At 60.1% G+C, this 21,473-nt stretch carries 18 protein-coding genes; 8 read left to right on the top strand and 10 right to left on the bottom strand.

The window, feature by feature from the left end; translation table 11 throughout:
- Positions 1 to 73 precede the first annotated feature (73 nt).
- From FBZ97_RS06190 to FBZ97_RS06175, 4 genes are all read right to left on the bottom strand, one after another.
- Positions 74 to 538 (bottom strand): GNAT family N-acetyltransferase, encoded by a 465-nt coding sequence (locus FBZ97_RS06190; protein ID WP_145317207.1) that lies wholly within the window; start codon positions 536 to 538, stop codon positions 74 to 76.
- A 2-nt stretch (positions 539 to 540) separates the two neighbouring features.
- A complete protein-coding gene (murI, locus tag FBZ97_RS06185; RefSeq protein ID WP_145317205.1) occupies positions 541 to 1,341 on the bottom strand; it encodes a glutamate racemase in 801 nt (266 codons plus the stop codon).
- Positions 1,322 to 2,164, bottom strand: coding sequence for an RNA methyltransferase (locus tag FBZ97_RS06180; protein WP_113332597.1), 843 nt, complete (start codon positions 2,162 to 2,164; stop codon positions 1,322 to 1,324). Before FBZ97_RS06180 ends, murI begins: the two co-directional genes overlap by 20 nt.
- 176 nt (positions 2,165 to 2,340) lie before the next feature.
- Positions 2,341 to 2,883 (bottom strand): hypothetical protein, encoded by a 543-nt coding sequence (locus FBZ97_RS06175; protein WP_145317650.1) that lies wholly within the window; start codon positions 2,881 to 2,883, stop codon positions 2,341 to 2,343.
- 285 nt (positions 2,884 to 3,168) lie between these two features.
- Here FBZ97_RS06175 and FBZ97_RS06170 point away from each other — a divergent pair, with 285 nt between their 5' ends.
- Both FBZ97_RS06170 and FBZ97_RS06165 read left to right on the top strand, forming a co-directional pair.
- Positions 3,169 to 4,383 carry an NADP-dependent isocitrate dehydrogenase gene (locus tag FBZ97_RS06170; RefSeq protein ID WP_004108975.1) on the top strand — a complete coding sequence of 405 codons (1,215 nt, stop codon included), beginning with the start codon at positions 3,169 to 3,171 and terminating at the stop codon, positions 4,381 to 4,383.
- A gap of 118 nt (positions 4,384 to 4,501) precedes the next feature.
- Complete coding sequence (locus FBZ97_RS06165; RefSeq protein ID WP_113355495.1) at positions 4,502 to 5,128, top strand: glutathione S-transferase family protein; 627 nt, start codon at positions 4,502 to 4,504, stop codon at positions 5,126 to 5,128.
- A 46-nt stretch (positions 5,129 to 5,174) separates the two neighbouring features.
- On the opposite strand, the gene FBZ97_RS06160 is transcribed toward FBZ97_RS06165, so the two are convergent.
- From FBZ97_RS06160 to recA, 3 genes are all read right to left on the bottom strand, one after another.
- Positions 5,175 to 6,026 (bottom strand): AraC family transcriptional regulator, encoded by an 852-nt coding sequence (locus FBZ97_RS06160; RefSeq protein WP_145317203.1) that lies wholly within the window; start codon positions 6,024 to 6,026, stop codon positions 5,175 to 5,177.
- A gap of 138 nt (positions 6,027 to 6,164) precedes the next feature.
- The gene (gene alaS / locus FBZ97_RS06155) at positions 6,165 to 8,825 is read right to left on the bottom strand and encodes an alanine--tRNA ligase (protein ID WP_145317201.1); all 2,661 of its coding nucleotides are present in this window, start codon (positions 8,823 to 8,825) and stop codon (positions 6,165 to 6,167) included.
- Between the two features lie 173 nt (positions 8,826 to 8,998).
- The gene (recA, locus tag FBZ97_RS06150; protein ID WP_095435028.1) at positions 8,999 to 10,084 is read right to left on the bottom strand and encodes a recombinase RecA; all 1,086 of its coding nucleotides are present in this window, start codon (positions 10,082 to 10,084) and stop codon (positions 8,999 to 9,001) included.
- A 239-nt stretch (positions 10,085 to 10,323) separates the two neighbouring features.
- Here recA and FBZ97_RS06145 point away from each other — a divergent pair, with 239 nt between their 5' ends.
- Both FBZ97_RS06145 and FBZ97_RS06140 read left to right on the top strand, forming a co-directional pair.
- Positions 10,324 to 11,268, top strand: coding sequence for a carbohydrate kinase family protein (locus FBZ97_RS06145; RefSeq protein ID WP_113389961.1), 945 nt, complete (start codon positions 10,324 to 10,326; stop codon positions 11,266 to 11,268).
- Positions 11,269 to 11,314: 46 nt separating this feature from the next.
- Positions 11,315 to 12,241: a pseudouridine-5'-phosphate glycosidase gene (locus FBZ97_RS06140; protein WP_095435030.1), complete on the top strand. Its 927-nt coding sequence runs from the start codon at positions 11,315 to 11,317 to the stop codon at positions 12,239 to 12,241.
- Between the two features lie 57 nt (positions 12,242 to 12,298).
- Here FBZ97_RS06140 and trpS read toward each other — a convergent pair whose 3' ends face one another.
- Both trpS and FBZ97_RS06130 read right to left on the bottom strand, forming a co-directional pair.
- Complete coding sequence (trpS, locus tag FBZ97_RS06135) at positions 12,299 to 13,318, bottom strand: tryptophan--tRNA ligase (RefSeq protein ID WP_145317200.1); 1,020 nt, start codon at positions 13,316 to 13,318, stop codon at positions 12,299 to 12,301.
- A gap of 223 nt (positions 13,319 to 13,541) precedes the next feature.
- Positions 13,542 to 16,160, bottom strand: a complete 2,619-nt coding sequence (locus FBZ97_RS06130) for a PAS domain-containing sensor histidine kinase (protein ID WP_145317198.1) — start codon at positions 16,158 to 16,160, stop codon at positions 13,542 to 13,544.
- Positions 16,161 to 16,551: 391 nt separating this feature from the next.
- Here FBZ97_RS06130 and FBZ97_RS06125 point away from each other — a divergent pair, with 391 nt between their 5' ends.
- Complete coding sequence (locus tag FBZ97_RS06125; protein ID WP_145317196.1) at positions 16,552 to 17,487, top strand: flagellar biosynthetic protein FliO; 936 nt, start codon at positions 16,552 to 16,554, stop codon at positions 17,485 to 17,487.
- 94 nt (positions 17,488 to 17,581) lie between these two features.
- On the opposite strand, the gene dksA is transcribed toward FBZ97_RS06125, so the two are convergent.
- Positions 17,582 to 18,001 (bottom strand): RNA polymerase-binding protein DksA, encoded by a 420-nt coding sequence (dksA, locus tag FBZ97_RS06120; protein WP_004109001.1) that lies wholly within the window; start codon positions 17,999 to 18,001, stop codon positions 17,582 to 17,584.
- Between the two features lie 282 nt (positions 18,002 to 18,283).
- Between dksA and FBZ97_RS06115 the strand changes: the two genes are divergently transcribed.
- From FBZ97_RS06115 to FBZ97_RS06105, 3 genes are all read left to right on the top strand, one after another.
- Complete coding sequence (locus tag FBZ97_RS06115; RefSeq protein WP_069613203.1) at positions 18,284 to 18,775, top strand: histidine phosphatase family protein; 492 nt, start codon at positions 18,284 to 18,286, stop codon at positions 18,773 to 18,775.
- A 122-nt stretch (positions 18,776 to 18,897) separates the two neighbouring features.
- Complete coding sequence (locus FBZ97_RS06110) at positions 18,898 to 20,373, top strand: YcjX family protein (RefSeq protein ID WP_145317194.1); 1,476 nt, start codon at positions 18,898 to 18,900, stop codon at positions 20,371 to 20,373.
- Complete coding sequence (locus tag FBZ97_RS06105) at positions 20,370 to 21,449, top strand: TIGR01620 family protein (protein ID WP_113355480.1); 1,080 nt, start codon at positions 20,370 to 20,372, stop codon at positions 21,447 to 21,449. Before FBZ97_RS06110 ends, FBZ97_RS06105 begins: the two co-directional genes overlap by 4 nt.
- Positions 21,450 to 21,473 lie beyond the last annotated feature (24 nt).

The raw sequence follows: 21,473 nt of genomic DNA, 5'->3' as shown, positions 1-21,473 counted from the left end.
CAACACTGCAATCAATCTCAAAAGACATCAAATATCGCCCTCCCAATATTCCGCCGCTCAGCCCAATCCTGCATTACAACCGGTGCAAGCGTGCCTCCCACTTGTAAAGCACATCCGGCTCCTTTTCCTCATTGCCTGCCCCATCCGACTCGTCAACCACGAAGAAGCCGTGCTTCTCGTAAAAGCGGCGCGCCGGCTCATTTCTCTGGAACGTCCAGAGCGAGAACTGCGGATAGGCCGACTTGGCGATATCAAGAAGCCGGCTGCCGATGCCGCGCCCTTGCGCCTCAGGCAACACGTAGAGTTGGTCGATCCAATCCTCGAGAAAGGCGATGACGCCGACGAGACGACCGCCCTCTTCCGCACCCCAGATTTGGCAATCTTTGAAAACGACAGCACTCCAGAAGCCAACATCTTCTTCGGGCGTATGAAGCCCCGCAAGCGTCGGCAGCCTTTCGTTGAAGGAAGCGCGATGGACAGCGGCAGCCGCCGGCATATCCGCGAGATCGAGTTTTCGCAGCGAAACCTTGTCTTTCATGATCAAGCCTTGAGCCCAAAGCCCTGCATCAGCCGGCGGGTGGGGAAATCGGGTGCCCCAGAGGTAAACACCGCAAAGTCGAGATTATCGGGATGGACGGCATCGGCCACCTGCGGCACCAGGCTGCGGGCACGCCTTGCGATAGCTTCAGCCGGATCGAGCCAATCGACCGGCCAGGGCGCAAGGCGACGGAAAATATTCGCCATGAAAGGATAATGCGTGCAGGCAAGCACAATGATATCGGTCTTGCGGTCATCCATCTCGACGAAGCACTGCTCGATCTCTGCCATGACGGCCTCGTCGCTGACGACATCGCCACGAATATAGGCTTCCGCCAGACGTGCCAGATTTTCCGATCCGACAAGCCGGACATGACATTGCGTGGCGAAGGACTGGATCAGGTCGCGTGTATAGGCGCGCTTCACAGTGCCTGGTGTCGCCAGCACCGAAACGAGGCCTGAACGCGTGCGCTCCGCAGCTGGCTTGATCGCCGGCACGGTACCCACGAACGTCATCTGCGGAAAGGCGGCACGAAGAGCGGCACCGGCCAGCGTGAACGCCGTGTTGCAGGCGATGATGCAGACTTCCGGATCATATTGCACGAGCAGCTTTGCGAAGAGATCGACGATGCGCTCCTTCAGCGCCGCTTCTTCCCAACTGCCATAGGGAAACGCGGCATCGTCGGCGACATAGATGAAACCCCGCTCCGGCATCAGCACGCGTGCTTCGCGCAACACCGTCAAACCGCCGATCCCTGAATCGAAAACGAGTATTGGTTTCAGCTCATTCGCCGCTGCTGTCATCGCTTGGAGCTTCCTTCGGTGCTTTCGAGGATCGGGGATGCGAGCCACTGCCGCGCGGGGACTTCCGCGAGAAGCGGTCAAGAGACGAGATCACCCCGCGCAAGACGCTGATTTCCTGTTCAGTGAAGGCCCGGCGCGAGAGGACGGCCCGGAGATTGTCGACCATTTTCGGCTTTTTCCCGGCAGGATGGAAATAATTGCGCGCATCCAGCGCTTCTTCGAGCTGGTCGAACAGACCGAAAAGCTGCTCCTTCGTCGAAGGCCGCTGTTCGATAGCCTGGAAAGGCACATCGCCGAGATCCTCCATGCCCGATTTCATCCATTCATAGGACATCAACAGCACGGCCTGCGCGATGTTCAAAGAAGCGAAGGCGGGATTGACGGGAAATGTCACGATCTCGTCGGCCAGCGCCACTTCCTCATTCGTCAGGCCCCAGCGCTCCCTGCCGAAAAGAATGCCCGTCCCCTCGCCCGCCTTGAATTTGGTACGGAGCGTTTCGGCCGCAATGACAGGCGAGCGCACCGGCTTGTAACCATCCCGCTCCCGCGCGGTTGTCGCATAGACGAAATTGAGATCAGCGATCGCCTGCTCCAGCGTCTCGTAGACCTTTGTCGCCTCGATAATATGATCCGCCTTGGAGGCAGTCGCCTGTGCCCTCTCGTTCGGCCACCCGTCGCGAGGATTGACGAGGCGCAACTCGGCAAGGCCGAAATTCGCCATTGCGCGCGCCACCATGCCGATATTTTCGCCCATCTGCGGCTCGACCAGAATTATGGCCGGCCCTTCGGCCAGAAGTTGACGCTCGCTGTTCGTGCCTGCCATGATGCCTAAATCTCCGCGCGCGAAACCAATCGCGCTAATTCGAGCATGATGCCGAAAAGTGTTAGCGGTTTTCGGGCGACATCATGCTCAGTATCCTGATTCCGGTGTCGCAATAGCGAGACGCCAGCCGATCGGCAAGGTTTTTGCGCTTGAAAGGCAGAACGAATCCGGCCCGATCATTGCGGATTGACGGGCTTCTTCTGATCCGACGGCTGCTGCGTCTGGTCTGCCGGCTGCTGCTGCTGCTGTTTGACAAGATCCACCATCACGCTCTTGAGCGAGCTCGGATTGCCGTTGTCGTCGTTGGTGACGATATCGTCCACCACGGGCCTGCCACCCTCTTCGATGACCTCGAAACGAACCGTGGTCACCTTCTGATAGTCGGCGTCGGAGCCCATGCAGGTCGATTTCTTGAAGGTCGCCAGCACCTCAGTCACATTGTTCTTCGACGGCTGCGCGGCAATCTTCACGTCCTCCAGCGGACACGCATCCTGCGCATTGACAATGACATCGTAGTCGAAGGGCGAGATACCATCCTCGTCGGCCGCGGGAAATTGCGCCGCCGCCTGGTATTTCGCACCAAAATCCTTGCTGTAGTAATCCTTGAGCTTGTCCTCACCGAAAATATCCTGCCAGTCGCTGTCGCCGCCCGCCCAATTGGAGACGGTCGCGTCCATGATGGTCTTGACCGGCGTCGTCGCATCGGCCGCGAGCGCCATATGCGCGCCAAGCGAGAACTGAAAAAGCGTGAAGGCGAGTGCGGAGGCGGCAAATTTCTGCATGATTTGATTCCGTGGCAGCAGGCAAAACATGCGCGACATTAGACCCATGGATCGCTTTGGCAATGGCCGGACTGCAAAAAGCGGGTGATGTCACGAATGATCAAAAACGCGATGCCGAAGGCTCTATCGGCTTTGCGTTCTGCACTTGCGGTGCTATAGCCCTCGGGACTTCCTATTACCCACAGGACCATCTGGTCCCATCAGCTTAAACGAGGCAGAAGCATGAAGAAGATCAAGGTCGCAAATCCCGTTGCCGATCTCGATGGCGACGAAATGACTCGCATCATCTGGCAGCTCATCAAAGAAAAACTGATCTTCCCCTACCTCGACATCGATATCGATTATTATGACCTCTCGGTCGAAAACCGCGACGCCACCAACGACCAGGTGACCGTTGACGCCGCCAACGCCATCAAGAAGTATGGCGTCGGCATCAAGTGCGCCACGATCACGCCGGACGAAGCCCGCGTGAAGGAATTCAACCTCAAGGAAATGTGGAAGAGCCCGAACGGCACGATCCGCAACATTCTCGGCGGCGTCATCTTCCGCGAGCCGATCATCTGCAAGAACGTTCCGCGCTTGGTTCCGGGCTGGACGCAGCCGATCGTCGTTGGCCGTCACGCTTTCGGCGACCAGTATCGCGCCACCGACTTCAAGTTCCCCGGCAAGGGCAAGCTGACCATCAAGTTCGTCGGCGAAGACGGCACGGTCATCGAGAAGGAAGTCTTCAACGCTCCTGGCGCCGGCGTTGCCATGGCCATGTACAACCTCGATGAGTCGATCCGCGAATTCGCCCGCGCCTCGATGATGTACGGCCTGATGCGCAAGTGGCCGGTCTACCTCTCGACCAAGAATACCATCCTCAAGGCCTATGACGGCCGCTTCAAGGACATCTTCGAAGAAGTCTACCAGAACGAGTTCAAGGCTCAGTTCGATGAAGCCGGCATCACCTACGAACACCGCCTGATCGACGACATGGTTGCCTCCGCCCTGAAATGGTCCGGCGGCTATGTCTGGGCCTGCAAGAACTATGACGGCGACGTCCAGTCCGACACCGTTGCCCAGGGCTTCGGTTCGCTCGGCCTGATGACCTCGGTCCTGCTGACGCCCGATGGCAAGACGGTCGAAGCCGAAGCCGCACACGGCACGGTGACACGTCACTACCGCCAGCATCAGAAGGGCCAGGAAACCTCGACGAACTCCATCGCCTCGATCTTCGCCTGGACCCGCGGCCTCGCTCATCGCGCCAAGCTCGACGACAATGCCGAACTCGCGAAGTTCGCTTCCACGCTCGAAAAGGTTTGCGTCGACACGGTTGAAGCCGGCTACATGACCAAGGACCTGGCACTGCTGATCGGTCCCGACCAGCCGTGGCTCTCCACCACCGCTTTCCTCGACAAGATCGACGAGAACCTCAAGAAGGCCATGGCTGCCTAAGCCTCACCGACAAAGCAGATACGGGAACCCGGCCTCAACGCCGGGTTTTCTTTTGCCCTGAATCTTGCCGCGCGGGCGAACCGGTGACAAAAATGCTTGCAGCAAAAGGGAGAGGCAGATGGCCGAAGAACTCGTTTTCTATACCAATCCGATGTCACGCGGACGCATCGCCCGTTGGATGCTCGAGGAGATCGGCCAGCCCTATCGCACCGAATATCTCGACTTTGGCACGACGATGAAGGCCCCTGAGTATCTGGCCGTAAATCCCATGGGAAAGGTTCCCGCCATCAAGCATGGCGATACGGTCGTCACCGAGGGTGCGGCCATCTGTGCCTATCTGGCGGAAACCTTCCCGCAGGCAGGTCTTGCCCCGACGGCAGCCGAGCGCGGCCGCTACTTCCGCTGGATGTTCTTTGCCGCCGGCCCGATGGAGATGGCGGTGACCAACCGCGCCCTCGGCTTTGAAATCCCTGCGGAACGCCTGCGCATGGCGGGCTGCGGCAGTCTGGACCATGTTTTCGATACATTGGAACAGGCGGTCACAGCCTCGCCCTTCATAGCTGGCGACCGCTTTACGGCCGCCGACGTCTATGTCGGTTCGCATGTCGGCTGGGGTCTCAATTTCGGCACCATTGAGAAGCGCCAAGCCTTCATCGATTATTGGGCCAGGGTCAGCGATCGCGACGCCTACCGCCGAGGCAACGATATCGACAATGCTGCTATGCCGAAGCCGGCCAATGCCTGACAATACAAGGCATTAAGAGGAAATCCTCGATCGAAGTCATATGCCGCTATTGCAGCGGCATATAGATATCGGTCAAAAGCTCCGTCGGCGGCACGTCGCGCGGATTGTTGATATATTCCTCGAACATGACAGTATCGCGCAACTGCCGACCCGAGGCTGGCAGCCATTGTGCATAGAGCCACTGATATGCCCTATGCATGTTTGCGTAAGGCCCTTTGTGGCGCAGCACGGCATATTCGCCACCATCGAGAGAGCGGCGCTCCAGCGGCGCATCGACTGTTATGCTTTCACCGGCGGTGACACAGGCATACGACCGCAGCTTCTCTGCCTCCACGGCATCGGGATCATCGAGATAGATGCCGATCATGCGCATGTCAGGCGCGGCAAGGCCGCGAGCAAAGATAGTGCCGAAGAGTGTTTCGAATGCCTGACCGATCTGCATGTAGGAGCCGCGATGGGCGACACCGATCAGTGACATCGGGGAAATCGTGCGAAGCGTAATGTCGAACATGACCATGATCCTTCCTTGGGTACTGGGTTCGAAGATCGTATGGCTTCCCTCATTCCGATATCGCGCCGGCGGCATGCCGTAGACGGATCTGAAGATGCGGTTGAACGATTGGAGGTTGGGATAGCCCGACCGCTTTGCAATGTCGCTGACGGATAGACGGGTGTTGACGAGATCGCCGGCGGCGCGATGCAGCCTCAGCCGCTTGACGGTCGCTGCTGCCGTCTCGCCATAGATCGCCCGATAGATCCTATGCCAGTGATAGCTGGACATGCAGGCGATCTCGGCGAGTTTTTCCATATCGAGCTCATCATCCAGATGCTCATGGATGTAGGCCGAAACCCGCCGCAGCCGGGTCTCGTAAAGCGTCCACGCCGTGCCGCCACTCATATCAAACCTCTTGCAAATTCGATCGGCCCGACAAGAGCATAACTCGATTTGACAAATCCTGCGGAGTTGTCCGGACAAAGAAAAATGGCGGACACCGAAGCATCCGCCATTCTTGTTTATCCATCGGAGATTAGCGTCTTAGCCGGCAAGCGCCGCCGCAATCGCCTCAACGGCTTCATCAGCTTTGGCGCCATCTGGGCCGCCGGCCTGGGCCATGTCGGGACGGCCGCCACCGCCCTTGCCGCCGAGCGCAGCCGAAGCGACGCGTACGAGATCGACGGCGCTGAAGCGACCGACCAGATCTTCAGTGACAGCGACGACGGCGCTGGCCTTGCCGTCATCCGAAACGCCGATCAGCGCAACGACGCCAGAACCGAGACCTGCCTTGGCTTCATCCGCCAGGCCCTTGAGATCCTTGGGGTCGACGCCGGAAACCGGCTTGCCCAGGAACTTGACACCGTTGACGTCCCGTACCGCATCGGCCGAACCGCCCTGGCCGCCGCCCATGGCAAGCTTGCGCTTGGCGTCAGCCAGTTCGCGTTCCAGCTTGCGGCGCTCGTCCATCAAGGCTTCGACGCGTGAGACGACATCGGCCGGCTGGACCTTCAGCGCCGAGGCGAGGCTCTTCACGCGATCGTCCTGCTCGGCGAGATAATCGCGCGCGGATTCACCGGTGACGGCTTCAATGCGGCGTACGCCGGCACCAACTGCGCTTTCGCCGAGAATACGCACGAGACCGATCTGGCCGGTGGCGGAGACATGCGTACCGCCGCAAAGCTCGACCGAGTAGGGCTTGCCGGCCTTGGCACCGCGCACGCCCTGCCCCATCGATACGACGCGGACCTCGTCCCCATATTTCTCGCCGAACAGCGCCATCGCACCTTCCGCGATGGCATCGTCGACGCTCATCAGGCGGGTCGTAACCGGCGAGTTCTGCAGAACGATCTCGTTGGCCATATCCTCGACGACCTTCAGCTCCTCGGCCGACATCGGCTTGGGATGCGAAACGTCGAAACGGAGGCGCTCCGGCGCGACCAGCGATCCCTTCTGTGCCACATGGGTGCCGAGCACTTCGCGAAGTGCTTCGTGCAGCAAATGGGTGGCGGAGTGATTGGCGCGCAGGCGCGAGCGCCTGTTATGATCGACCGTCAGGACGACGGCATCGCCGACCTTGATCTTGCCTTCCGACACTTCCGAACTGTGAACGAAAAGGCCCTCGCCCTTCTTCTGGGTGTCGTTGACGGCGAGCTTGCCGTGGTCGCTGGAGATCACGCCGGTATCGCCCATCTGACCACCGGATTCGCCGTAGAAAGGCGTCTGATTGACGACGATCTGCACCTTGTCGCCGGCCGAGGCGCTATCGACTGCAACACCGCCCTTGACGATCGCCTGGATCACGCCTTCAGCAGATTCCGTATCGTAACCCAGGAATTCAGTGGCACCGTTCTTTTCCTTGAGCTCGAACCAGATGGTCTCGGTCGCCTTGTCGCCGGAACCGGTCCAATGCGAGCGCGCTTCCGCCTTCTGGCGCTCCATCGCATCCGTGAAGCTGGAAATATCGACGCCGATGCCGCGGGCGCGCAGCGCGTCCTGCGTCAGGTCGAGCGGGAAACCATAGGTGTCGTAGAGCTTGAAGGCAGTTTCGCCGTCCAGGCTGTCGCCCTTATGCAGGTCCGAAGTGGCATCGTTGAGCAGCGACAGGCCACGTTCCAACGTCTTGCGGAAACGGGTTTCTTCGAGCTTCAGCGTCTCGGAGGTGAGCGCCTCGGCGCGAACCAGCTCGGGATAGGCGCGGCCCATCTGTTGGATCAGCGCCGGCAGCAGCTTCCACATCAGCGGCTCCTTGGCACCCAGCAGCTGCGCGTGGCGCATGGCGCGGCGCATGATGCGGCGAAGCACGTAGCCGCGGCCTTCGTTCGACGGCAGCACGCCATCGGCAATCAGGAAGGCGGAGGAACGCAGATGATCGGCGATGACGCGATGGCTGGCGCGATGCTCGCCCTCAGCCTTGACGCCCGTTGCCTCTTCCGAGGCTTCGATCAGCGCGCGGAAGAGATCGATATCGTAATTGTCATGCTTGCCTTGCAGCACGGCGGCAACGCGCTCGAGACCCATGCCGGTGTCGATCGACGGACGCGGCAGGTCGACGCGCTGCTCCTTGGTGATCTGCTCGAACTGCATGAAGACGAGGTTCCAGATCTCGATGAAGCGGTCACCGTCTTCTTCCGGCGATCCGGGAGGGCCGCCCCAGATATGATCGCCATGATCGTAGAAGATTTCCGAACAGGGACCGCAAGGACCGGTATCGCCCATTGCCCAGAAATTGTCGCTGGTGGCGATGCGGATGATCCGGTCGTCGGAAAGGCCGGCGATCTTCTTCCACAGGTTAAAGGCGTCGTCATCGGTATGATAGACCGTGACAAGCAGGCGCTTGGCATCGAGGCCGAATTCCTTGGTGATCAGGTTCCAGGCAAGCTCGATGGCGCGCTCCTTGAAATAGTCGCCAAAGGAGAAGTTGCCGAGCATCTCGAAGAAGGTGTGATGGCGCGCGGTATAGCCGACATTATCGAGGTCGTTGTGCTTGCCGCCGGCGCGAACGCATTTCTGCGCCGTCGAAGCCGTCGTATAGGGACGCTGCTCCAGACCGGTGAACACGTTCTTGAACTGCACCATGCCGGCATTGGTAAACATCAATGTCGGATCGTTGCGCGGCACCAGCGGGCTCGACGGCACGATCTCGTGGCCGTTTTTCTTAAAATAGTCGAGGAAGGTCGACCGGATTTCATTCACACCGCTCATATGGGGCCCTTCAGTCCTGCGCTCAGCAACTTGCATCAAAGTCAGTGGCTTTTATCGTCCGCTCCGGGCGCTGTCCAGCCGCACGAACAAAACCGGCCGCACATCCCTTGGACAATGCGGCCGGTTCCAATTCTTAATCTCGGTCTCTGGTCGGGAAGTGCTCCCGAAAATCCTTATTCCCCGGAGGCGTCGCCATCATCGGCATCGGGACCGCCATTCTGCAGGAAGCGGTCGGCGATGAGACCGGCATTCTGGCGCAGCGACAATTCGATTTCGCGGGCAAGATCCGGATTGTCGCGCAGGAAGAGCTTCGCGTTTTCGCGGCCCTGGCCGAGGCGTTGGCTATTATAGGAGAACCAGGCACCAGACTTTTCGACGATACCGGCCTTGACGCCGAGATCGACCAATTCACCGGTCTTGGAAACGCCTTCACCATACATGATGTCGAACTCGACTTGCTTGAAGGGAGGCGCCATCTTGTTCTTGACGACCTTGACGCGGGTCTGGTTGCCGATCACTTCTTCGCGCTCCTTGACGGCACCGATACGGCGAATATCGAGGCGAACCGAGGCGTAGAACTTCAGCGCGTTGCCGCCCGTCGTCGTTTCCGGCGAGCCGAACATGACGCCGATCTTCATACGGATCTGGTTGATGAAGATCACCATGCAGTTGGACTTGGAGATCGAAGCCGTGAGCTTGCGCAGCGCCTGGCTCATCAGACGGGCCTGCAGGCCCGGCAGGCTGTCGCCCATCTCGCCTTCGATTTCGGCGCGCGGCGTCAGGGCCGCAACGGAGTCGACGACGAGAACGTCGATGGCCCCGGAGCGCACCAGCGTATCGGTGATTTCGAGCGCCTGTTCGCCGGTATCGGGCTGCGAGATCAGCAGGTTCTGCAGGTCGACGCCGAGCTTGCGGGCATAGACCGGATCGAGCGCATGTTCCGCGTCCACAAAGGCGCAAATGCCGCCCTTCTTCTGGGCCTCTGCGATGGTCTGCAGCGCCAGCGTCGTCTTACCCGAGCTTTCCGGCCCGTAGATTTCGATGATGCGCCCCTTCGGCAAGCCGCCAATGCCGAGAGCGATATCGAGGCTCAGAGAGCCGGTGGAAACCGTTTCGATTTCGACCACGTTCTCGTTAGAACCGAGCTTCATGATCGAGCCCTTGCCGAACGACCGCTCAATTTGAGAGAGTGCCGCTTCAAGTGCCTTGCTTTTATCCACCGATTTGTCCTCTACAAGCCGCAAAGAATTCTGAGACATTCGATCCACCTTTAGGTTATTGAAGCCGCTCTAGCAATGTCGCCGCTGATGAGAATTGTGTACTCGATTTGTTCTCGTATCGCAAGGGCACAACAAGCGATTGAAAGAAAAAGGTAAAATGAATTTCGTTCTATTTTTGTTTTCTTCTTTCTTCCCAGGCACTTACATGCCAGAAACGGTGAATTGCGAGATGTTTGCGACTCGCTCGATTCGCCTTTTCGACTGCTGAGGATAACCCTATGGCGAAAAAGATTCTCGTTCTCGGCGGCGCCCATATCGACCGGCGCGGCCGCATTTTCGGCGAGACGGCACCCGGCGCCAGCAATCCCGGCGCATGGTTCGAGGAGCCCGGCGGCGGCGGCTTCAATGCGGCTCGAAACCTCGCTCGCCTCGGCTTCGACGTAAAGCTGATCTCGCCGCGCGGCGGCGATCCCTCCGGCGAAATGGTGGCGGAAGCCGCAAGCCATGCCGGCATCGATGACAAGCCCTTCGTCTTCCTCGATCGCAAGACGCCTAGCTATACGGCGATCCTTGAGAATGATGGCAATCTCGTCATCGCGCTTGCCGACATGGAGCTCTACAAGCTCTTCGTGCCAAGACGCCTGGCGATTCGCGCCGTTCGAGACGCCTTCGAAGAAACCGACCTTATTCTCTGCGATGCCAATCTGCCAGCCGAAACCTTAGGCGCAATTGCGGCAAGGGCCGTCTTTTGCGGCAAGCCGGTCGCTGCTATCGCCATCTCGCCGGCCAAAGTCGTGCGGCTGAAACCGAGCCTTGCCGGCATCGATCACCTGTTCCTCAACGAGGCCGAAGCCGCGGCGCTGACCGAAATCCGCCCGGAGGATCCGCGCGAATGGGTAAATGCTTTGCGTGCGCTCGGCCTGCGCAATGGCGTGGTCACCCGCGGGAAACGCCCCCTGATCGCATTCTCGCGTGATGCCATCGTCAGCCTGCAGCCGCCTGTGGTCGAAGATGTGGCCGATGTCACCGGCGCGGGAGACTCGCTTGCTTCCGGCGTTCTTTCGGCGCTGCTGGCCGGCCACGATCTCGCTGAAGCCGTCCGTCATGGGGCAGCGGCGGCAGCAATCACCGTCCAGTCCCCCTATGCGACGGCAGAAAATCTCTCTCCAGAGCTGCTAAAGGCGGCTTTGGCCCTTGTTCCCGAGGCCGAAATTCTGTCATGAAGCCTGCTCAAGACGCGTATACTGTTTCAGTGAATTGGAAACGACAATGACCCAGCCTATCTCGCCCCTGCTTCCGATCTCCTATTCGAAGGAAGTCGCTGCCGCCAAGCTGCGCGGTGCGCCGATCGTTGCCCTGGAATCGACGATCATCACCCACGGCATGCCCTATCCGGGCAATATCGAGATGGCCCGCAGCGTTGAGGCGATCATCCGGCAGGAGGGCGCTGTTCCGGCGACTATCGCCGTCATTCACGGTACGCTGCATATCGGTCTTGAGCCGGAAGAGCTGGAAGCCCTCGCTAAGACGGAAGGTGCGATGAAGGTTTCGCGCGCCGACATCGCCTTTGCGATCGCCGAGCGCCGCACGGGCGCGACCACGGTCGCCGCCACGATGATTGCCGCCGCCCGCGCCGGCATCAAGGTTTTCGCCACCGGCGGCATCGGCGGCGTGCATCGCGGCGCCGAAGAGAGCTTCGATATTTCGGCCGATCTTGAAGAGCTTTCCCGCACCGGCGTCATCGTCGTTTGCGCCGGCGCCAAGGCGATCCTCGATATTCCGAAGACGCTTGAAGTGCTCGAAACTCGCGGTGTCCCGGTCGTGACCTACGACAGCACCGAATTCCCGGCCTTCTGGTCGCGCTCCTCCGGTCTGACGAGCCCGCTGACGCTGAACAGCCCTGCTGCGATCGCCAACTTCCAGACGACGCGCGAACAGCTCGGTATCGACGGCGGCATGCTGATCGCCAACCCGGTTCCGGAAGCCGACGAGATCCCGCGTGAGGAGATGGAAATCTACATCGAGCGCGCACTCGACAGCGCGGAACGGGACGAGATCAGCGGCAAGGCGGTTACGCCCTATCTGCTGAGCACGATCTTCGACATTACCGAAGGCCGCAGCCTCAAGACCAACATCGCGCTTGTCGAAAACAATGCGCGCCTGGCCGCCGAGATCGCCGTCGCGCTCGCGGAATAATCAGACAGCAGCTACGAGAGCGGCCGGGCGCGTCAGAAGATCGCCCGGCCCCTTGTTTCAGGTGAGCGTGAACAAGCCCAAGGTGTCGCGCAATTCGGCAAGCGTCGCCTCCGTCCGCTCCCTCGCCTTTCGCGTACCCTCGCGCACTATATCAAGGACATAGCCCGGCTCGGCGGCAAAACGCGCGCGCCGTTCGCGGATCGGCGCAAGCAACGCCTGAAGGACGTCCTCAAGATGTCCCTTCAAGGTGATGTCGCCAAGCCCGCCGCGGCGATAATGCACCTTCAGCTCCTCGACCAGTTGCCGATCCTCGCAGAAGGCATCGAGATAGGTGAAGACGACATTTCCCTCGATCTTGCCGGGATCGTTGACGCGCAGGTGATCCGGATCGGTGTACATGCGTCGCACCGCATTCCTGATCTCGTCAGGCGATGCCGAGAGCGGGATCGCATTGCCCTGCGATTTGCTCATCTTCGCCCTGCCGTCGACACCCGGAAGGCGCCCGACTTTTGGCACCATGGCTGCAGCTTCGACGAGAATGTCTCGCCCGATCTGCCGATTGAGACGGCGAACGATCTCGTTGGTCTGCTCGATCAACGGTGCCTGATCTTCGCCGACGGGAACGACGGTCGCCTTGAAGGCCGTGATATCGGCGGCTTGGGCGACCGGATAGCAGAGAAAGCCGGCCGGCACATCGCGTTCGAAACCGCGCAGCTGGATCTCCGTCTTGATCGTCGGATTTCTCTCCAGGCGGCTGACCGTGACGAAATTCAGATAGAGCAGTGTCAGCTCCGCCAGCGCCGGCAAGGCGGATTGCACGCAGATCGTCGTCAGCGCCGGATCGATGCCGACGGCAAGATAATCGGTGGCGACCTCAAGAACGTTGCGCCGGACCTTTTCGGGATCATGGGCATTGTCGGTCAGCGCCTGGGTATCCGCCAGGAGCAGGAATTGCTCGTGACTATGCTGAAGCGCAACGCGGCTTTTCAGCGAGCCGACGTAGTGGCCGAGATGGAGTGGACCGGTGGTCCGGTCGCCTGTCAGAATGACGAGACGGGTATTGATAAGAGATTGCATTTCGTTGCTCCGTAAAAGGAGCCGCCGCAATCGGGAAGGAAAAACGGAATGGACCATGCCTGCCGGATCACGGCGGCAGGGTCGATTTCAAGACATGACGACTGCCGCTCCTAGAAGGAGCGCCACCACATTTGGCAAATGGGCTTGGCAAGGTCGATCATGGGCGGTTGATTACACCGTTGCGCCGCAATCGGCAACATGGAGAGGCGCGAACGCCCCTCAGTTAGTTCTTGTCCAGCGTCTCGCGCACGACGACGGCAAGCTGCTTCAGCGAGAACGGCTTCGGCAGGAAGCCGAATTGCGCATCCGCCGGCAGATTGCGCGCGAAAGCATCCTCGGCATAGCCCGAAACGAAGATGAACTTCAGATCCGGATATTTCTTGCGCAGTTCGCGCAGCAGCGAAGGCCCGTCCATCTCGGGCATGACGACATCGGAGACGACGACATCGACCTGACCGTCGAGCTCGTCCATGATATCCAGTGCCTCGACGCCGGACCCGGCCTCGTGGACGGTATAGCCGCGCGTCTCGAGCATACGCTTGCCGCCGCGACGCACCGCCTCCTCGTCTTCGACAAGTAGCACGACAGCGGACTTGCCGGTGAGATCGGCCGGTTCTTCTGCAGAGGTGGCTATACCGACACTCTGGTCCATGGCCGCGACATCGCGGCTTTCCGACACTTTCGTCTCGGTCACCGCGGGCATTTCGACGATGTGTCGCGGCAGGAAGATGCGGAAGGTCGTTCCCTTGCCCACTTCCGATTCCGGCTGGATATAGCCGCCGGACTGCTTGATGATGCCATAGACCATCGCAAGGCCGAGGCCGGTGCCCTTGCCGACTTCCTTGGTCGTGAAGAAGGGCTCGAAGATCTTGTCCATGATTTCGGGCGCGATGCCGGTGCCGGTATCGCTGACCTCGACGAGCACCATGTCCTCATGCGGAAGATAGGGATAGTTGAAGGCGCTGACATCGGCCGCAAGCAGATTGCGGGTGCGCAGCGTCAGCGTCCCGCCGCCCGGCATGGCATCGCGGGCATTGACGCACAAATTGATGAGCACCTGTTCGAACTGCGACAGGTCGGTTTTGACGGGCCAGAGATCGCGGCCGTAATCCACGTCGAGCTTCACATGCGTACCGGACAGCAGCCGGTCCACTAGCATGCGGAGATCGCCGATCACATCGGTCAGATTGAGAACCGTTGGCCGCATCGTCTGCTTGCGCGAGAAGGCGAGCAACTGCCGAACCAGCACGGCCGCGCGATTGGCATTGCGCTTGATTTCCATCAGATCCGCAAAGCTGGCATCGGAGGGCCGCGCCTGAAGCAGCAGATGGTCTGATGAAAGCAGGATCGCCGTTAGAACGTTGTTGAAGTCATGCGCGATGCCGCCTGCGAGCGTGCCGACGGCATTGAGCTTTTGCGTCTGCGCCATCTGTGTTTCGAGCGCCTTCTGCTCGGTCACCTCGACCGCATAGACGATGGCAGCCTCTTCCGGCGCCTCGTCGGTCTGGTCGATGACGGCATTGACGTAAAAGCGGAAATGCCGCGTTTCGTCTTTCGGATTGCGGGAGTCGATCGGCGGAATATCGCCCTGCCGGTCTTTGGCGGCCGCCAGCGCCTGCTGCAGCTGCGGCCGATCACTTTCGTTGACGACGCTCTCAAGGGCGGCACCGCGCTCGATATCATCGCGCGAGACGAGATCCGAGAAGAGCTTCAGGAAAGGCGCATTCGTCCTAAGAATACGGCCATTGCCATCGACGGACGCGATCGCCATCGGCGTATTGTTGAAGAAGCGGCTGAAACGCATCGCGGCGGCGGAGGCCGATTGCTCGGTATCCCCACCGTTCTGGCGGGTCAGGACGATGGTACGGCTCTCGCCCGGAGCGCCATCGCGCATTGAGGTTACGCTGTGGACGATCTGCACGGGCAGGCTCTGACCATTGGAACGGCGCAGATCCAGATCGAGCGTCACCGTCTTCTTCAAGCCCGGCTCGGCTTGAACGGACTGAATGAGCGCTAGGCCCTCGCCGGCCACCAGATCGCCAATCGTCATCGAGCCCGGCACGAACTTCGTCAGGTCGAAGCCCAGCCATTCGGCAAGCGTCGCGTTTAGATAGAAGATCTCACCCTTGCGTCCGGCGGAAAAAAAGCCGGCTGGCGCGTGGTCGAGATAATCGATCGCGTTCTGCAATTCCTTGAAGAAACGTTCCTGATCGTCACGCTCGGAAGTGATGTCGGTGACCTGCCAGATATGCAGTACCTTGCTGCTGCCCTGCTCCGGCGGCAGCACCCGCGCTTTCAGCCGGTACCAATGTGCACTATTGCCGCTTCCGTCAACCGGGCCGAGCGGCTTCAGCAGGCGAAACTCTTCCGATCCCTCATTGCCATCGCGCAGGCCATTGGCAAGACGATAGAGAGCCTCGTTGGATTCGCGATTTCGCGACAGGAGCATCTCCAGCGACTGCACTTCCGTCGCCTTCGTCGCACCGGTCAGGCGGCCGTACGCGGCATTCGCATAAACGATGCGCCCCTTCTCGTCCGTAATCAGCGTTCCGTCGGGATGGCTGTTGAGGAAGGACCGCGCCAGACTGTCGGACTGCGGCTGCGGCATGACCTCGACGAAACCGATGATCGAAGAGACCAGGAAGAAGATGCCGACCATGGCAAGAATGCCGAGACCGCCGAGAACCGCTTCATTGTCGAGCTGGTTCTTGAAGACGACAAAGGCCGCCGCGGCGGCCACGAGAACGAGCGCGAGCAGGATGATGCGCAGCACGGTTCCAGAACGAACTCCGCGATCCACCAGCGGCACGCTATACTCGTCGGACGGACGCTGCTTCGTCATAAACCCCTCGTACCGGCCGTTCTCCTCGCGACATGTCATACACCTTGGGGTCGCCGGAGCCGGACCTTTCGAATCTTCTTTATCAATTTGCGTCATCCGCAAAAAGCTTTGCCGGACCAGAAAGACTTGAATTCACAAGCAATAGAATACAACAGCCTGCAATCGCATCTTGTCTCCGGCGCAATCCTGTTCATATGATCGCGATATAGAAGGGTCACGGTCAAAGCATTACCCGCAACAGTTGCGCCTACTGCATAATTCCTTAAATAGGATTCGATTTAAGGGTAAAATTATGCAGTGGATTTAAAGTACTACAGCGACCTTTGCGCGTCACATCTGGCGCGCTGCGCTGTAAACCGCGACATCGGGGACAATTACGGAGTATCTCGATATGTTGGACGATATCGCCGGAGCCTATGGCAGCCGCTTCTTTCTCGCAGCCGGTGGAGTTGGCATTGCCCTGCTCGTACTCATTGGCATTCTGTGGATCATGCGCAACCGAGCGCCTTCTCCCTTCGTGCGCGGCGGCAAGAACCGTCAGCCTCGCCTGCAGGTGCTGGATGCCGCCGCCGTCGATGCCCGCCGCCGTCTCGTGCTCGTGCGACGCGATGGGATCGAACATCTGATCATGATCGGCGGCCCAACGGACATCGTCATCGAATCGGGCATTTCCGATGCCACCCGGGCTGGAACCACCGCGACGCCGGTCGAGATTCCCATGGCATTTGAAGAGAGGCAGTCGCAGCTGCAGAAGGCGACTGCGGTGGAAGCTCCTCCCGCAGCGCTTCCGCAGCGCCAGCAATCCGCCGAAGACAAGATCGAAGCCTATTTGCGCAACGAACCCCGCCTTGCGCCTGCAACGGAACCCGCTTCAGTGCCGCAGGTTGCCGAGCACCCACAAGCCGCCCATGTCAAGCCGCCGCAACCCGCCCAACAACCCGCTCCGGCAATCAGCGAGGCTGAGGCAGCCGACATACTGGATGCCGCTCGCCACGTTGTCCTGCCGCAGCAGCAGCCTGCTCCCGCGCGCCAGGCGGCAGTCGAACCCACCGTCGCATCGGCGCCGACGCCTGCTGCCGAGCCCGGCAACGATTTCCAGCGCATCCTCGAAGCGGAAATGTCGAAGAACTTGACCGCCGAACGGATCATTCCGAACGCGCCGGCACCACGGCAGGTGCAGCAGCAGCCAAATGCCGCGCCATCCCCCGTCTCAAGCCCCGCAAAACGCGTCGAACCCGAACTTGCACCGCTGACCGGAGCCGACAGCGCCCTTCAGAAAGAAGTCGCTCGCATCTTCGGGGAAATGAGCGTCAGCCGCGACAAATAGGCCGCGTCCTCTCAACCGCCGGAATGGAAAAAGGCACGACGGATATCCCCGTCGTGCCTTTGTTCTATAAGCCCCGTTAAAACCGAAGCGCCATTCACTCGTCGCGGTAAACCTTTTCGCGGCGCTCGTGGCGTTCCTGTGCTTCGATCGACAAGGTGGCAATGGGACGAGCGTCCAGACGCTTCAAGCCGATCGGCTCGCCGGTTTCTTCGCAATAGCCGTAAGTGCCATCTTCAATACGCTGCAAGGCGGCATCGATCTTGGAAATGAGTTTGCGCTGGCGGTCGCGAGCCCGAAGTTCGATGGCCCTGTCGGTTTCCGAGGAAGCCCGATCAGCAAGATCGGGATGATTTGCGCTTTCTTCTGCTAGATGATCCAGGGTTTCGCGCGCTTCTCTAAGGATGTCGTTTTTCCATGCTATCAGCTTCGCTCGAAAATAAGCTCGCTGGTTCAGATTCATGAACTCCTCGTCTTCCGAGGGCACATAGTTGCTAAGATCGATCTTCTCACTCAACGCGATTCTCCTGAAGAACATCTCATATGGCTGGGGTGTATATCCCAACCAATAGTACCGATTCAAGCCAAATAGATGCTGTCAACTGATTTTTAAATTTGTCATAAAATTCGGCTAAGGGTCTATTTTTTCATCACTTCTTCTCGCCAGCCCCGATTCTCCGCGCTCGTAACCTTCCCGTGAAGACGAGGCATTTCGCCCTCTCGCGGATCGCCTCGCAGTTGACGGCGCATGCGAACAGACGCTACCTCATTGGGGGGAATCGAGCCCTGGAATTTCGCCATGACCAGAATTTCGCCGCCGCCGTCCAGGATCTATCTTCTACGCCATGCCGAGGCCCGGCAGGCTACGCCCGGACAGAAGGATTTCGATCGCCCTTTGAGCGACAATGGCTATGCGGCGGCCGAGATCGTCGCGGAGAAAGCGGTCGGCAAAGGCTATAAGCCGGACCTCGTCATTTCCTCCACTGCCTTGCGCTGTCGTCAGACGGCCGCCGCCATGCGCCGCGCCGTCACGCCCTCAACGGAATTCCGCTTTGTCGATGCGCTCTATAACGGCACGCCGGATATTTATCTGTCGCTCATCTCGGCGCAGACCGACCAGGAGTCCGTCATGCTGGTCGCGCACAATCCGATCATCGAGCTGACGCTCGCCGCGCTGATCGGACATGAGGCCTTCGCCGATGCCCTCCCACGTGGTTTTCCGACAGCCGGCCTTGCTGTAATCGATGCGACATCGTCAGGCTGGACTCTGACGGATTTTGTCACCGAGTAGGGACTTACCAATATGAGCCGCAATCCCGCTCGCGAGTGATTGCAGAGCCATATCTGCTCACCTTTTCGGCGCGAGTTTCGATCCCTATATTCACGGCCACGCTGTCATCCAGGGATCCCGCCTTGCCCCCAAGCCTGACCTCTTTTACTGACGACGCCCTCATTGCCTTTGACAATCTGGCCGATCGCGCCGCCGGCCTCGTCAATCCGACGATCCGTCTGGGTGTTACAGGCCTCTCCCGTTCGGGCAAGACCGTTTTCATCTCCTCATTGGTGCATAATCTCCTGAATGGCGGACGTCTGCCGCTGTTCGAGCCGGTGCAATCCGGTCGCGTCTCCGCCGTCCGCCTCGAGCCGCAGCCGGACGATGCCGTGCCGCGCTTTCAATACGAGGACCACATCCGTGCCCTGGTCAAAGACCGCATCTGGCCGGATTCGACGCGTGCCATCTCCGAGCTGCGTATCACGCTGGATTATCAAAGCGCCAGCGGCTGGAACCGCCTGTTCTCCCCCGGCCGCCTCTCCATCGATATTGTCGACTATCCCGGCGAATGGTTGCTCGACCTGCCGCTGCTCGCCAAGGATTTCCGTACCTTCAGCGAGGAAACGCTGGCTCTGGCAAACACCGGCATTCGCGCCGAGCTTTCACGTCATTGGCTTGCCATGACGGAGGCGGCAGACATCGCAGCATCGGCGGATGAAATGAAAGCACGCGACCTCGCCACCGCCTTTGCGGACTATCTCAAAGCCTGCAAATCCGATGAGCGCTCACTCTCGACATTGCCGCCCGGCCGTTTCCTGCTGCCTGGCGATCTTGACGGCTCGCCGGCCCTCACCTTCGCGCCGCTGAAACTGCCCCCCGAAGGTAGCGCGCCGAAGGGCTCACTCTGGGCGATGATGGAACGCCGCTACGAGGCTTATAAGTCCGTTGTCGTCAAACCCTTCTTTCGCGAACATTTCGCACGCCTCGACCGGCAGATCGTCCTTGTCGATGCCCTGCAGGCCATCAATCGCGGCCCGGAAGCCGTGCAGGATCTGGAACGGGCGCTGACGGACGTACTGGCCTGCTTCCGACCCGGCACGAATTCGCTCATTTCCTCGCTGCTCGGCCGTCGGATTGACCGTGTGCTAGTGGCCGCGACCAAAGCCGACCACCTCCATCATGAAAGCCACGACCGCCTGGAGGCTCTCACTCGCCGGCTCGTCGAGCGTGCGATCGAGCGCATCGGCATGGCGGGTGCCGGCATAGAGGTCATGGCCATAGCCTCGGTGCGCGCAACCCGCGAGGCAACCGTGACCCGCGACGGCCAGACGCTTCCCGTCATCGTCGGCACGCCGATGGACAAGGAAACTATCGCTGGCGAGGCTTTCGACGGCAATCGCAAGATGGCGATCTTCCCTGGCGATCTGCCGGAAAACCCGCGCTGGCTGTTCCAAGCCCTTGAATCGGATGGGGCGAAGGTCCATCTGCCCGAGGTGAACGTTGTCCGGTTTCGCCCGCCGGAGCTCGACGAAACCGGTGAAGGCATCAAGCTTTCGGTGCCGCATATCCGCCTCGACCGCGCCATGCAGTTCCTGTTCGGAGACCGTCTCGCATGACGAAATCGACCGAAAACGAGCCGAACGGCAATCGTCGTCCCAGCGCTTTCACAGTGGAACCTGAAACCTCCAGAACAGAAGCGACACCACCAACGGTTCGCAAGCCGCAAAGCTTCGATACCGACATCGTGCTGACGCCCGACGCGGAAGATCCGTTCATCAATCCGGCCCTCGGCGCCGATTCGGATGCAACTGCCATCGCCAAGCCCCGCCGCAAGAGATTCTCCTTCGGCAAGGTGGCGCTCGGTGCGCTCGGCATTCTGGTGTCCCTCGCCTTCGGCCTCTGGACGGATCAGCTCATCCGCGACCTGTTCAGCCGGGCCGACTGGCTTGGCTATACCGCCCTTGCGGTCGTCGCCATCGGCATTCTGGCCGTCCTTGCCATAGTCATCCGCGAGACCGCAGGAATGATGCGGCTCGCCGCCGTGCAGACCATCAAGGCGGAGGCGGAAGCTGCCATCGTCGAAACCCGACCGGCGCGCGCCAAAGCATTGGTCAAGCGACTCTGCACTCTACTCGAATCCAATCCAGACACGGCGAGAGGCCGCGCAACCCTGAAGGCGGCAGAAGACGACATCATCGATGCGCCTCAGCTCATTGATCTTGCCGAACGCGAGCTGCTCGGCCCACTCGACCGCCGCGCCCGGGCGCTGATTCTTGGCGCGTCGAAACGCGTGTCCGTCGTAACAGCCGTCAGTCCCCGCGCCCTCGTCGATATTCTCTACGTTCTCTATGAAGCGGCCAAACTGGTCCGCGCCATGGCCGAACTCTATGGCGGCAGACCCGGCACGCTCGGCATGGTCAGATTGATGCGCGATGTGATCGCTCATCTCGCCGTCACCGGCTCCATCGCAGTCGGCGACAGCATTGTCCAGCAGTTGATCGGTCATGGCTTGGCGTCGAAACTCTCCGCACGCCTCGGCGAGGGCGTCGTCAATGGCATGATGACCGCGAGAATCGGCATCGCCGCCATGGACCTTTGCCGACCGCTCCCCTTCAAGGCGCTCAAACGTCCGGGCATTACCGATTTCGCCGGCGACCTCACGCCGAATGTCACCGGCCGCAACCCGGCGTGATGACCTGCAAATTAGGGACTTCAG

The organism is Rhizobium sp. ERR 942 (assembly GCF_007828395.1).
GTDB lineage: Bacteria > Pseudomonadota > Alphaproteobacteria > Rhizobiales > Rhizobiaceae > Rhizobium > Rhizobium dioscoreae.
Note: the sequence above shows the minus strand (reverse complement) of the source record. Positions and strands in the feature narration are given on the sequence as shown.

Coding starts and splice junctions, on each gene's coding strand:
- FBZ97_RS06145 (WP_113389961.1), top strand. CDS start 10,324: ATGGCGAAAAAGATTCTCGTTCTCGGCGGCGCCCATATCGACCGGCGC.
- trpS (WP_145317200.1), bottom strand. CDS start 13,318: ATGCAATCTCTTATCAATACCCGTCTCGTCATTCTGACAGGCGACCGG.
- FBZ97_RS06165 (WP_113355495.1), top strand. CDS start 4,502: ATGGCCGAAGAACTCGTTTTCTATACCAATCCGATGTCACGCGGACGC.
- FBZ97_RS06190 (WP_145317207.1), bottom strand. CDS start 538: ATGAAAGACAAGGTTTCGCTGCGAAAACTCGATCTCGCGGATATGCCG.
- FBZ97_RS06180 (WP_113332597.1), bottom strand. CDS start 2,164: ATGGCAGGCACGAACAGCGAGCGTCAACTTCTGGCCGAAGGGCCGGCC.
- alaS (WP_145317201.1), bottom strand. CDS start 8,825: ATGAGCGGTGTGAATGAAATCCGGTCGACCTTCCTCGACTATTTTAAG.
- FBZ97_RS06175 (WP_145317650.1), bottom strand. CDS start 2,883: ATGGCGCTCGCGGCCGATGCGACGACGCCGGTCAAGACCATCATGGAC.
- FBZ97_RS06125 (WP_145317196.1), top strand. CDS start 16,552: ATGTTGGACGATATCGCCGGAGCCTATGGCAGCCGCTTCTTTCTCGCA.
- murI (WP_145317205.1), bottom strand. CDS start 1,341: ATGACAGCAGCGGCGAATGAGCTGAAACCAATACTCGTTTTCGATTCA.
- FBZ97_RS06160 (WP_145317203.1), bottom strand. CDS start 6,026: ATGAGTGGCGGCACGGCGTGGACGCTTTACGAGACCCGGCTGCGGCGG.
- FBZ97_RS06115 (WP_069613203.1), top strand. CDS start 18,284: ATGACCAGAATTTCGCCGCCGCCGTCCAGGATCTATCTTCTACGCCAT.
- FBZ97_RS06130 (WP_145317198.1), bottom strand. CDS start 16,160: ATGACGAAGCAGCGTCCGTCCGACGAGTATAGCGTGCCGCTGGTGGAT.
- FBZ97_RS06170 (WP_004108975.1), top strand. CDS start 3,169: ATGAAGAAGATCAAGGTCGCAAATCCCGTTGCCGATCTCGATGGCGAC.
- FBZ97_RS06140 (WP_095435030.1), top strand. CDS start 11,315: ATGACCCAGCCTATCTCGCCCCTGCTTCCGATCTCCTATTCGAAGGAA.
- FBZ97_RS06105 (WP_113355480.1), top strand. CDS start 20,370: ATGACGAAATCGACCGAAAACGAGCCGAACGGCAATCGTCGTCCCAGC.
- recA (WP_095435028.1), bottom strand. CDS start 10,084: ATGTCTCAGAATTCTTTGCGGCTTGTAGAGGACAAATCGGTGGATAAA.